Here is a 12460-nt window from a genome sequence, read left to right on the forward strand (position 1 = left end):
AGTCTGTGCGCCGGGGATTCGGCTACATTGCGTGCAGGGGCTTGCCGGCCAGGGCCAGGAAGGCCTCGCCGAGCGCTTCATTCTGGGTGGGGTGCGCGTGCAGGAACGGGGCGATGTCCTCGGGGTACGCCTCCCAGTTCACAACCAGCTGACCTTCACCGATCAGCTCGCCGACGCGGGCGCCGATCATGTGCACGCCGACGATGGGTCCGTCCAGGACTCGCACGAGCTTGATCGAACCGCTCGTGCCGAGGATGGAGCTCTTGCCGTTGCCGCCGAGATTGTATTCGTAGCTGGAAATCTTGTCTGCGCCGAACTTCTCGGCGGCCTTCGCCTCCGAGTAGCCGACGGAGGCAATCTCGGGGTCACAATAGGTGACCTTCGGGATGTTGAGGTCCTCGACCACGATCGGGTTCAGACCCGCGATTTCCTCCGCGACGAAGATGCCCTGCTGGAACCCGCGGTGGGCGAGCTGCAGGCCGGGCACGATGTCGCCGACGGCGTAGACGCCGGGAATGTTGGTGGCGAGGCGCTCATCGGTGATCACGAAGCCGCGGTCGACGGTGATGCCGACTTCCTCGAACCCCAGTCCGGCGGTCGCAGCTCCGCGGCCGACGGCCACGAGAAGGAGATCGGCCTCGACCGTGGTGCCGTTCTCGAGGGTGACGACGACGCCGTTCTCGTCCTGGCTGACGCTCTGGAATCGGATACCGAGGGAGTATTCGATGCCACGCTTGCGGAAGGCACGCTCCAACTGCTTGGAGATGGATTCTTCCTCGTTGGGAACGAGGTGCGGGAGCGCCTCGATGATCGTGACCTCGGCGCCGAAGGACTTCCAGACGCTGGCGAATTCGACACCGATCACCCCGCCGCCGAGGACGGCGACCTTGCGGGGCACGTAGTCGAGGTCGAGAGCCTGCTCACTGGTGATGACCCGTCCGCCAATTTCGAGTCCGGGCAGAGACCGGGAATACGAACCGGTCGCCAGGACAACGTTCTTGCCGACAATGGTGTCCTCGCCCACCTGCACGGTGGTCGGGGAGATCAGGCGGCCTTCGCCGGCGATGACCGTGATCCCGCGCGCCTTGATCAGACCCTGGAGACCCTTGAACTTGGAGGCGACGATGCCCTCGCGGAACGCCGTGACGGCCTGCATGTCGATGCCCTCGAACTGCGTCTTCACACCGTACTTGGCCGATTCCCGGCTGACGTCCGCGACCTCCGCGGAGTGCAGGAGCGCCTTGGTCGGAATGCAGCCAACGTGGAGGCACGTGCCCCCGAGCTTGCCCTTCTCGATCAGGCCAACGGTGAGGCCCAGCTGGACCGCACGCAGCGCCGCTGCGTATCCACCGCTTCCTCCACCGAGAACGACAAGGTCAAAATTCTGTTCCGACACCCAGATACTCCCTCGTGCATCACTAACTCGGTTGCCGGGCGTCGTGAAAGACGACACCGCAGGCATTCGCTGAGCGGCAAGCTTATCTCGCCACCTCGACTGTACTACGGGCGTGAAAAGTCCTCGGCCAGTCGCAGTAACGCCCGGAGCGAAATCCCGGTCGGCCCGGCATTGGTGAAGCCGAAGGCGCTGCCGGTGTTGTGCGCCGGCCCCGCGATGTCCAGGTGCGCCCAGGGGATCTTCACGGCGTCCTCGCCTTCGCCGCGGGTGCCGACGAATTCGCGGAGGAAAACCCCGGCCAGCAGCATGCCGCCGGCGGAGTTACCGATCTTGGCATTGGCGATATCGGCGACATCCGAGTTGAGCAGAGGACGGAGCTCGTCCGGCAACGGCATCGGCCAGGCCTGCTCGCCAACCGCCTTGCCGGCCTCGAGCACCCGGGCGACCATGGTGTCGTCGCCCATCACCGCGTAGTACCGCGTGCCGAGGGCGACGATGGCCGCTCCGGTCAGGGTGGCCACGTCGATGATGGCGTCGGGTGCTTCCTCACCGGCGGCGACGAGCCCGTCCGCGAGGACCAGGCGTCCCTCCGCATCGGTGTTGAGCACCTCGACGGTCTGCCCGCCGCGGATCCGGAGAACGTCGTTGGGCCTGATCGCGGAGCCGGAGGGCATGTTCTCGGCGATGCAGAGCCACGCCGTCACCTTGAGGTTGAGTCCGAGCCGTGCCGCGGCCAGTGTGGCGGCCAGAACCGTGGCGGCCCCGGTCATGTCGTACTTCATGCCCACCATCGAGGCCGGCGCCTTCAGCGAGAGTCCGCCGGTGTCGAAGGTGATGCCCTTCCCGACCAGGGCGAGATGCCTTGTCGCCCCCGCCGGTGAATAGGTGACCTTGACCAGTCGTGGCGGACGGGTCGAACCCTGTCCGACGCCGGTGATCCCACCGAAACCGTCCGCAGCGAGCTGGTCCTCGTCCCACACCCGCACCTCGATCGGCAGGTCGGCTCTCGCGTCGACCGCTTCGACGGCCAGCCGGGCCAGGGACTCCGGGTAGAGGTCCAACGGGGGAGTGTTGACGAGATCCTTGACCAGGCTCACCGCGTCCGCGATGATGCCGACCCGGGTCGGCGCGTCGCCCAGATCGAGAGCCGTGAACACCGTGATGTGCTCAGCGGGAAGCTTGGTGGCGGCGAGGGAACTGTGGCGGTAGGTCGTGAACGCGTACGCGCCCAGAGCCGCACCCTCCAGGACCGCCTCCGCCTCCGCGGCGGTTTCGGTCGGAAACGCGAAGGCGACCGAGGACACGCCGGTGAGCTGGCGGACGGCGGACCCTGCGGCGTGGCGGAGCGTGTCCGCCGTGGCCTCCGTGCCGATTCCGATGATGGCGATGCTGCGAGCCGCGCCCACCGCGGCCGGCAGCCGCACGAGGTGGTCGCGACCGCCCGAGACGCCGAGATCGGCGAGCACGCCGGCCAGACTGGCAAAGGCTGGGTCGGCGAACAGCACGGCGCTGTCGCCGGAGGACAGCGCCCCGACGACAAGAACGTCGACGGTTGAGTCGAGTGCGGGCTGTGCGGACACGGTAAGGCTGGGAACGGTCATCCCTTGATGCTACGGGGCAGCCTGTTCGCTCTCGGCATCACGGCGAGGTGATCGATTCCCCCGACCCACGGATATTGACGTTTAGAGTTAACGACATGCGCGATCCTGGTGACCTTTATGAGCTGACCGCGGACGCCGAGGGCGTCCCGGAGGGCCTGCACCTCGTCGCGGGTCTGACCGGCTTCGCGGATGCGGGCGGCGCGGTGTCCCAGTTCACAGAGTACCTGCGCAATACCCTCGATCATTCGGTGATCGCGGCATTCGACGCCGATGTTCTCCTCGACTATCGGGCGCGTCGCCCGATCATCTATTTCGACCAGGACCACCTGACCGACTATGAACCGCCGGCGCTCCGGCTCTATCTGGCCAGGGACGAGATCGGCCAGCAGTTCCTGCTCCTGGCCGGCTTCGAACCCGACTTCCGCTGGGAGCAGTTCACGGCGGCGGTGCTTGAGCTTGCCCGGCGTTTCAAGGTCTCGTCGACAACCTGGGTGCACGCGATCCCGATGCCGGTCCCGCATACCCGGCCAATCGGCGTCACCGTGAGCGGCAACCGTTCCGACCTGATCGAGAGCATGTCCGTCTGGCGGCCGCACACGCAGGTCCCCGCCAATGCCCTCCATCTGGTCGAGTTCCGGCTCCAGGAGAGTGGGGCATCCGTCGTCGGCTTCGTTCTGCTCGTGCCGCACTACCTCTCAGACACCGAGTTCCCGTCGACGGCGCTCTCGGCTTTGGAGAGCACGAGCGCCGCGACGGGTCTCATCTTTCCGTCCGACCAGCTCAGGGAACAAAACCGCGATTTCGTGGCGCGGATCGACGAACAGGTGCACGACAATCCCGAACTCGCCAAGCTCGTCGGGACACTCGAGGAACGCTACGACGCCTATATGGAGGGCAGCACCCTCCGGTCGCCGCTGACGGACGAGGCCGGAGAGCTGCCCAGCGCGGACGAGATCGCCGCCGAGCTGGAGAATTTCCTCCAGACCCGCCGCAGCCGGGACGACGGCACGCCCGCATAGCACCGGCCGCCGGAGCGGAGCCCATGCCGGCGCAGGGCTCCGAGCAGGTTGAGGACCCTGAGCAGGTTGAGGACCCTGAGCAGGTTGAGGACCCTGAGCAGGTTGAGGACCCTGAGCAGGTTGAGGACCCTGAGCAGGTTGAGGACCCTGAGCCGGTATGTTAGGGGCAATGAACTCGCGTCGCTCCTGGTTGATCTTCGCGATCGGTTCGTTCGCATACCTCTCGGCCGTCATGCAGCGTTCGTCGCTGGGAGTGGCAGGTGTCGCCGCGACGGAGCGATTCGGCGGCTCGGCCGCGGTGCTCTCCAGCCTCGCGGTGGTCCAGCTGGTCGTCTACGCCGCGGCGCAGGTCCCTGTGGGCGTCCTGATCGACCGATATGGTCCCCGCGTGCTGGTCATCTCCGGAACCGCGCTCATGGTCGGCGGACAGCTCACCCTGGCCTTCGCGCCGACCATCGGGGTGGCCGTGGTCGGCCGCATCCTGGTTGGAGCGGGCGACGCCACCATCTTCATCTCGATGATCCGGCTGGTCTCGTCCTGGTTCACGGGCCGCAAGGTGCCGCAGCTCTCCCAGTGGCTCGGCAACATCGGCCAATTGGGCCAGGTCATGTCGGCCGTGCCCCTGGCCTGGGTGCTGCACACCTGGGGCTGGACCACCGCGTTCGTGTCAGCGGCATCAGTCGCGGTCGTCGCGCTCGTCGTCGTGATCGCGGTCGTGCAGGACCGGCCTCCCGGCAGCACCGCAGAGGACCGCCCGACGAGTTGGGCTGCGGCGCTCGCTCTGCTGAAACACAGCTTCAAGCGGCCGGGTACGCAGCTGGGCTTCTGGTCGCACTACGTCACCCAGTCCTCCGGAACCGTGTTCACTCTGCTCTGGGGCTTCCCCTTCATGGTTTACGGCCTCGGCTATGAGGCCTCGTTCGCGGCCGGGATGCTCATGGTGTTGGTCGGGGCCGGGATGATTGCCGGGCCCATCCTCGGAATCCTGACGGCACGGTATCCGTTGCGGCGCAGCAACATCGTGCTCGGCTGCGTTGCCCTGATGGGCACGGCGTGGGCGGTCGTGCTCCTCTGGCCGGGGACGCCCCCGCTGTGGCTGATCGTCTTGCTGCTGGTCGCGCTTGGGGTCGGCGGGCCGGGGTCGTTGATCGGATTCGATTTCGCTCGCACCTTCAACCCGCAGCGCAGCCACGGCTCCGCCAACGGCGTGGTCAATGTGGGCGGCTTCACCGCCAGCTTCGTCATGGTATTCCTGATCGGCCTGCTGCTCGACCTTCAGGACGGCTGGCGGGTCGCCGCCGGCGGCGCAAGCAACCTCTATTCGCTGGACTCGTTCCGGGTGGCGTTTTCGGTGCAGTACCTGGTGATTGGACTCGGCGTCGTCTTCCTGCTGCGAGCCAGAGCCCGCACCCGCCGCCAGCTCTCGGACGACGACGGAATCGTGGTCGCCCCGATCTGGGTGGCCGTAGCTCGCGCCTGGCACAGGCGACGACGGCCGGAGTAGGTCTATCCTGGCTTGCCTCTTACACAAAGCATGCAATAATTGTCAATAGGGCCCGTTCTGGTCCTGGGAGCACTGACAATCTTGTCTCTGCGATTAGCCCGGGACTTGACATGGGTCCTAGTACTGCCCAAAATCCACACTGCCCAGGTGTCAATCCGGCCGTCTCTACTTGGCCGTGATCGCCCTGGCAGCGCCGCCGGCGACAGCGCCACGGCATGAGAGGTGTTCGAATGGCAACCCGCACAAAATCCGAGCCAAGCGAAGAAACTACAGCGGCCACGCCCGACGTGGCAGCGCCCGATTCTGCGGCCAAGGCGCCGGCCAAGGCGACTGCGGCTAAGACCCCGGCCGTGAAGAAGCCCGTCACCAAGGCCGCCGCCGCGAAGGCCGCTGCCGCCCTGGCCGCAGAGGCCGCCGGAGAGAAGCCCGCACCGCGCAAGCGCGCCGCGGCCACCAAGACCAAGGGCAAGGCGGCGGCGGGGTCCGATGACCACGACGAGCATGCTGCCGGCGAAGACGCAGATTCAGACGACGACGACGCCGAGGAACGCAAGAAGCGCGCGGCCGCGGCCGAACCGCTGCCCAGCGGTGCCCTGGTGCTCTCACTCGTTGACGACGACGACGAAGTCCCGGTCTACTCGAGCGCGATCACCGGCGCGACCGCTGACCCCGTCAAGGACTACCTCAAGCAGATCGGAAAGGTCGCGCTCCTGAACGCGGCCGAAGAGGTCGAACTCGCCATGCGGATTGAGGCCGGACTCTTCGCTGAGGACAAGCTGGCCGTCATGAGCGACGCGGAGAAGAAGAGTGCGCTCGGCCGCGAACTCCTGTGGGTAGCGAAGGACGGCGCCCGCGCCAAGAGCCACCTCCTGGGTGCCAACCTCCGCCTCGTCGTCTCCCTCGCCAAGCGCTACACGGGTCGTGGGATGCAGTTCCTCGACCTGATCCAGGAGGGAAACCTGGGCCTGATCCGTGCCGTCGAGAAGTTCGACTACACGAAGGGCTTCAAGTTCTCCACCTATGCCACCTGGTGGATCCGCCAGGCGATCACCCGGGCGATGGCCGACCAGGCCCGCACAATCCGCATCCCGGTGCACATGGTCGAGGTCATCAACAAGCTGGCCCGCGTGCAGCGCCAGATGCTGCAGGATCTGGGCCGCGAGCCTACCCCCGAAGAACTCAGCCGTGAACTGGACATGACGCCGGAGAAGGTCGTCGAGGTCCAGAAGTACGGCCGCGAACCTATTTCGCTGCACACCCCCCTCGGCGAGGACGGCGACAGCGAATTCGGCGACCTGATCGAGGACACCGAGGCCGTCGTGCCGGCGGACGCCGTCGGCTTCACGATGCTGCAGAAGCAGCTGGAAAGCCTGCTTGACTCTCTGTCGGAGCGTGAGGCCGGCGTGATCCGGATGCGTTTCGGCCTCGGCGATGGCATGCCGAAGACCCTCGATCAGATCGGTGACACGTTCGGCGTGACGCGTGAGCGCATCCGTCAGATCGAATCGAAGACGATGGCCAAGCTGCGTCACCCGTCACGGTCGCAGTCACTACGCGACTACCTGGAATAGGTCGCCGCGTGCGCTATGCACCGGCGATCCTCGTCGGCCGGATCGTTCGTCTCCTGGCCAGATGGCGCAAGCCGGGCGGGGGCTCCGCGGTTCCGGGTCTCGTTGTGAATACGATCGCGCCTGGGTTCCTGGCCCGGACGCTGAACGGTTTTCCCGGTGGCCTGGTCATTGTGACCGGCTCGAGCGGCAAGTCCACCACCACGAAGTTGTTGGTGGCCGCGCTCCGCGCGCACGGTCTGGGCGTATTCACGAACGAGTCGACGGCCAACATCAGCCAGGGACTCACCTCCGCGCTGCTCGAGCAGGCGAGCCTCGCCGGTCGGATCAGTGGCGATGTCGCAGTTCTCGAGATGGATGAGGGCCACGGCGCCCTGATCTCGGGTTCGCTGACGCCACGCGTCGTCGCGCTGACCAATGTCATGGTCGACCAGATCGATCGTTTCCACGATTCCGAGATGGTCGCGGCGATGCTCGCCAAGATTGCGTCCCGCGCCACCGGCACCGTCGTCGTGAACGCTGACGACCAGTACCTGCTCGACCTGGCGGTTCATCTCGACGCCCCCGTCGGGATTTCCCGCTTCGGAGTGTCGGCGGACGTTCTCGCGGCGAACCCGCGGGGCCTGGGCTACAGTGCGACCGCCGTTGCGCGGCTGGGCGCGGCAGAGGGAATGCTCCTGACCGCGGTCGACGGCCGGGAGGCCACCGTCCTGGTGGACGGCGCCCCGTATCCGATGGTGTTGCCGGCCCGAGGAACGCACTACGCCGTCGACGCGGTCACCGCGCTGTGCACTGCCCAGGCGGTACTCGGCGACCGGTTCGACCCCGCCATCGCGGCGGCGGCCATCTCGGCCATCCCGCCGGTCTTCGGCCGCGGCGAAATCGTCACGGTTCGCGGCCGCAAGGTTGAATTCGTGCTCGTACAGAATCCCGCGAGCTTCCAATTGAACGTGGACAGCCTCGCGTCCGGGACCGACCAGATCCTGATCGCAATCGGCTCCGACGTGCGTGACCCGTCCTACTTCTGGCCGGTCGATACCTCCGGCCTCGACCGGGTCGCGATCGCATCCGGTTCGAAGGCGCAGGAGATCGCCCTCCAGTTGGCCTACGACGACGTCACCGTCGACCGGATCGAGCTCGATCTCGGCAAGGCGCTCGACGACTTCCTCGCCTTGCCCGACCCGCAGGTCGGGTTGAAGACCATCATTTTCTCGGCGGACTCGATGCGCCGCACCAGGGCCCATCTGGGACTCGCCTCCAACAAGGCAGGGCGGGACTGATGCGCGCACTCACCATCGTGACGGTGCTCCCGGAGCTGCTCGGAAGCAACGGCGACGCCGCGAACGCCCGGGTGCTCGCCCAGCGAGCACGCTGGGCCGGTTTCGACGCCAGCATCGTGGAGGTGCGCGCTGCCGCGGACCTGCCGGACCAGATCGACCTCGTCGTGGTCGGTTCGGGCTCCGATACCTCACTGATAACCGTGCGGGACATCCTTGCGACGATGACCGAGCAACTGCGCACGTGGTGCACGGCAGGGATCCCCATTCTTGCCGTCGGCACCGGCTGGGAGCTCCTGAGCTGGGGGATCGAGCTGGGCGACGGGACCGTCGTCGAGGGTCTGGGAATCGTGGCCGGCCGGGCCGTTCCGCTGCCGGAGCGTGCGACCGACGACATCGTTGTCGACTCGAAGTTCGGCAGGCTGGTCGGGTTCGAGAACCATGCCCGCGGTTACACCGGCGCGGAAGCGTCTCCGCTGGGGAAGGTGCGCTCCGGCACCGGCAACGGCGCAGTGGCGGCGGGTACAGGTGTGGAGGGCCTCGTGATGGGCAACCTGTTCGGCACCCACCTGCACGGTCCGGTGCTGGCGCGCAACCCCGCCCTCGCTGATCACTTGCTGGCCACGGCCGTGACCCGTGCGGGCGGCGAGTACGTTCCGGGGGAGAGGGCAGCGTCCGTCGATGCGATTGCGAAGGCCGGACGCGATCAGCTGGCCGCGAGGCTCGGGCTCCCCTCGGAGTGACCGACGCGCCTCGGGGCACCGGGGCGCAGAGACAAAAAAGCGGCGCGACCGACCGAAGTCGAACGCGCCGCTGAGTGGTGGCCCGGCGCCTGGCTAGGAGCGCTGGTCCTCAAGGAGTCGGCTCGACTCGTCGTGCCAGCTCTCGGCGATGGCGGCGAGCTTCTCCTGGTGCTTGCGACCGTGGTGGGCGCAGAACATCAGTTCGCTGTTGTTGACGACGACCCGAATGTACGCCTGCGCGCCACACGCGTCACAGCGGTCTGCCGCGGTGAGCTGGTGAGGTGCGCTCTGCCCGTCGACGGAATTCTGGTCGATGGCACCATTTCCGGTTGCGATCTGGGACATGTTTTCCTCCTCCGGACTGATACCAAGTGATACCAATTTTGCTTGTGCTCCATGTAAACACGGTCGGCCCGGCTTTTCGACTGTGTTTGGTTGCATTTCGCTCACCGCGTAGACCATTCCGGCCGGGTGTTGGTGGGGGGAAGGAGGCCCTGCGGCCGGTATTCTTGAGCGTTGTGAGCTCTTCAGACTATTCCGCGCGCCACCTGTCGGTACTCGAGGGGCTCGAAGCGGTTCGCAAACGCCCCGGTATGTACATCGGCTCGACGGACTCCCGAGGCCTCATGCACTGCCTCTGGGAGATCATCGACAACTCGGTCGATGAGGCGCTCGGCGGGTTCGGCTCACGGATCGACATTGTTCTCCACCCCGATGAGAGCGTCGAGGTCCGGGACACGGCGCGCGGCGTCCCCGTGGACATCGAGCCCAAGACCGGACTGACCGGCGTCGAGGTCGTTTTCACCAAGCTGCACGCCGGCGGCAAGTTCGGCAGCGGCTCCTATGCGGCGTCCGGCGGACTGCACGGCGTCGGCGCGTCCGTGGTCAACGCCCTCTCTGAACGCCTCGACGTCGAGGTCGACCGCGACGGAAAAACCTGGGCCATGTCGTTTCACCGGGGCGAACCCGGTATTTTCTCGGACGCGGGGGAGAAGAGCCCCGACGCGCCGTTCACCCCGTTCGAGAAGCAGAGCGAGCTCCGGGTGATCGGCAAGGTGAAGCGTGGCGTCACCGGAACCCGGGTGCGCTACTGGGCCGACCGCCAGATCTTCACCAAGGGTGCCTCGTTCCAGACCGAGGAACTCCTCGACCGGGCCAGGCAAACCGCGTTCCTCGTCCCCGGCCTCGCCATCGACATCGACGACCGGCGCACCGCGGATGCAGCGCGGGAATCCTTCCAGTTCGACGGGGGCATCTCGGAGTTCGTCGACCACCTCGCGACCGACACGCCGATCACCGACACCTGGCGGCTGAGTGGGAATGGCAGCTTCACCGAGACCGTGCCCGTACTGACAGACAAGGGCGCCATGGTGCCGACCGAGCTGACCCGGGATTGCGCCGTCGACATCGCGCTCCGGTGGGGGACGGGCTACGACACCGTCGTGCGCAGCTTCGTGAACATCATCGCCACGCCGAAGGGCGGCACTCACCAGGCAGGCTTCGACGCCGGCCTGTTGAAATTTCTCCGTTCCCAGGTGGAGCTGAACGCCCGCCGGCTCAAGATGGGATCGGACAAGCTGGAAAAGGACGATGTGATGGCCGGCCTGACCGCCGTGCTCACCGTTCGACTTCCCGAACCACAGTTCGAAGGCCAGACCAAGGAAGTGCTCGGAACACCCGCGGTGCGCGCCATCGTGGCGAACGTCGTCGCCCAGGCCATGAACGAGCGTTTCGTGTCCCCGAAGCGCGACGACAAGACCCAGGCGGCCGTCGTGCTTGACAAGATCGTGGCCGAGATGAAGTCGCGAATTTCCGCGCGCGCACACAAGGAGACCCAGCGGCGCAAGAACGCGCTCGAGAGTTCCTCGCTGCCGGCGAAACTGGTCGACTGCCGCAGCAACGATGTGACCACGAGCGAGCTGTTCATCGTGGAGGGCGACTCCGCGCTCGGCACCGCCAAGCTCGCCAGGGACAGCGAACATCAGGCGCTCCTGCCAATCCGGGGGAAGATCCTGAACGTGCAGAAGGCGTCCGTGTCCGACATGCTCTCGAACACGGAATGCGCCTCGATCATCCAGGTCATCGGAGCCGGCTCGGGCCGTAGCTTCGACCTGTCGGCCGCCCGATACGGCAAGGTCATCATCATGAGTGACGCGGATGTCGACGGCGCGCACATCCGCACCCTCCTGCTCACGCTCTTCTTCCGGTACATGCGCCCCATGATCACCGAGGGTCGCGTCTTCGCCGCGGTGCCGCCGCTGCACCGGGTTGTGGTGATGAACCCCGGCAGCAAGCCCAACGAGACGATCTACACCTACTCGGAGACCGAGCTTCAGGGGGTGCTGAGCGGACTGAAGAAAAGCGGAAAGCGCTATCAGGACCCGATCCAGCGCTACAAGGGCCTCGGCGAGATGGATGCCGACCAACTGGCGACGACCACAATGGAACGGGCACACCGCACCCTGCGCCGGGTTCGCGTGGCCGACGCGGAGATGGCCGGAAAGGTGTTCGAGCTCCTGATGGGCAACGACGTCGCCCCGCGTAAGGAGTTCATCATCGACAGTTCGGACAAGCTCAGCCGCGACCGGATCGACGTCTGAGACGAGTCGGCCCCTGAGAGGGTCGGCGCGGGGTCAATCGCCCATCGCGAGGAAGGCCGTGCTCGGCACGTCACGTTCGCCGCCGACGATGGCTTCAACGAGGCGTTGTGCGACGGCGGCGGGCTCATGGCCCGAGGGGAAACGAGGCGCGGTCCCGGATATCGGGTGCGTGGACAGGGCCGTTTCGGTGTGCCCCGGACGTGCGTCCACGATTCGGATCCCCACGCGGCGCAGCTCCCGGGCGGCCGCCTGACCGAACGCCGCGAGACCGGCCTTCGAGGCGGAGTAGGCGGCCAGATTGGCTGTTGGGCTCTCGCTCACGACCCCGCTGATGGTGAGCACAAACGGATCCCGCCCCTGCTCCGCCGAAAGGGTCAGAGCCTCGATCGAGGCCCGCAGGAGGCGGATCGGCGCCAGGGTATTGACGGCGAAAAGCTCGGTCAGCGTGGCATCGCTCAGCGCGGAAGCCGGACCGAAAGCGACGACCCCCGCCGCGTTCACAATGCCGTCAAGGCGGCCGTGCACGCTGACCGCGGCGGCGACGAGGTCCCCGATCGCCTCGGGATCGTTGAGGTCTGCAACCAGAACGGTCCCGGGGATGCCGAGAGCCTCCAGTTTCGTGCGGTCACGCCCACTCAGGATGACGCGGGCTCCGCCGTCGGCGAGCAACCGCGCGATTTCCCGACCGAGACCCCCGGAGGCGCCGACGACAAGAACAACCGAATCCTGGATGAGCGTCATTTCCTCACCGT

At 66.6% G+C, this 12460-nt stretch carries 10 protein-coding genes; 6 read left to right on the top strand and 4 right to left on the bottom strand.

The annotated features are described in order from the left end of the window. Nucleotides 1–22: 22 nt before the first annotated feature. Together lpdA and QMG61_RS02215 are read right to left on the bottom strand one after the other, a co-directional pair. The gene (gene lpdA, locus QMG61_RS02210) at nucleotides 23–1396 is read right to left on the bottom strand and encodes a dihydrolipoyl dehydrogenase (RefSeq protein ID WP_283492705.1); all 1374 of its coding nucleotides are present in this window, start codon (nucleotides 1394–1396) and stop codon (nucleotides 23–25) included. A 104-nt stretch (nucleotides 1397–1500) separates the two neighbouring features. Further along, a complete protein-coding gene (locus tag QMG61_RS02215; protein WP_283492706.1) occupies nucleotides 1501–2997 on the bottom strand; it encodes a leucyl aminopeptidase in 1497 nt (498 codons plus the stop codon). A 95-nt stretch (nucleotides 2998–3092) separates the two neighbouring features. Here QMG61_RS02215 and QMG61_RS02220 point away from each other — a divergent pair, with 95 nt between their 5' ends. The 5 genes from QMG61_RS02220 to QMG61_RS02240 all read left to right on the top strand — a co-directional run bounded on the left by QMG61_RS02220 (nucleotide 3093) and on the right by QMG61_RS02240 (nucleotide 9108). Further along, entirely contained in the window at nucleotides 3093–4016 is a 924-nt protein-coding gene (locus QMG61_RS02220; RefSeq protein ID WP_283492707.1) for a proteasome assembly chaperone family protein, read from the top strand. Nucleotides 4017–4185: 169 nt separating this feature from the next. Beyond that, complete coding sequence (locus QMG61_RS02225) at nucleotides 4186–5520, top strand: MFS transporter (RefSeq protein ID WP_283492708.1); 1335 nt, start codon at nucleotides 4186–4188, stop codon at nucleotides 5518–5520. A gap of 230 nt (nucleotides 5521–5750) precedes the next feature. Further along, nucleotides 5751–7091: an RNA polymerase sigma factor gene (locus QMG61_RS02230; RefSeq protein WP_283492709.1), complete on the top strand. Its 1341-nt coding sequence runs from the start codon at nucleotides 5751–5753 to the stop codon at nucleotides 7089–7091. An 8-nt stretch (nucleotides 7092–7099) separates the two neighbouring features. Then, a complete protein-coding gene (locus tag QMG61_RS02235) occupies nucleotides 7100–8368 on the top strand; it encodes a MurT ligase domain-containing protein (RefSeq protein WP_283492710.1) in 1269 nt (422 codons plus the stop codon). Further along, nucleotides 8368–9108, top strand: a complete 741-nt coding sequence (locus QMG61_RS02240; protein WP_283492711.1) for a type 1 glutamine amidotransferase — start codon at nucleotides 8368–8370, stop codon at nucleotides 9106–9108. The genes QMG61_RS02235 and QMG61_RS02240 overlap by 1 nt, the downstream gene beginning before the upstream one ends. 93 nt (nucleotides 9109–9201) lie before the next feature. Here the strand turns inward: QMG61_RS02240 and QMG61_RS02245 are convergent, their stop codons facing one another. Beyond that, a complete protein-coding gene (locus tag QMG61_RS02245) occupies nucleotides 9202–9453 on the bottom strand; it encodes a DUF7455 domain-containing protein (RefSeq protein WP_283492712.1) in 252 nt (83 codons plus the stop codon). A gap of 173 nt (nucleotides 9454–9626) precedes the next feature. Here QMG61_RS02245 and QMG61_RS02250 point away from each other — a divergent pair, with 173 nt between their 5' ends. After that, nucleotides 9627–11708 carry a DNA gyrase/topoisomerase IV subunit B gene (locus QMG61_RS02250; protein WP_283492713.1) on the top strand — a complete coding sequence of 694 codons (2082 nt, stop codon included), beginning with the start codon at nucleotides 9627–9629 and terminating at the stop codon, nucleotides 11706–11708. Nucleotides 11709–11741: 33 nt separating this feature from the next. On the opposite strand, the gene QMG61_RS02255 is transcribed toward QMG61_RS02250, so the two are convergent. Further along, nucleotides 11742–12449 (bottom strand): SDR family NAD(P)-dependent oxidoreductase, encoded by a 708-nt coding sequence (locus tag QMG61_RS02255; protein ID WP_283492714.1) that lies wholly within the window; start codon nucleotides 12447–12449, stop codon nucleotides 11742–11744. Nucleotides 12450–12460 lie beyond the last annotated feature (11 nt).

Source organism: Cryobacterium sp. PH31-AA6, assembly GCF_030063195.1.
In the GTDB taxonomy this organism is placed as follows: Bacteria; Actinomycetota; Actinomycetes; order Actinomycetales; family Microbacteriaceae; genus Cryobacterium.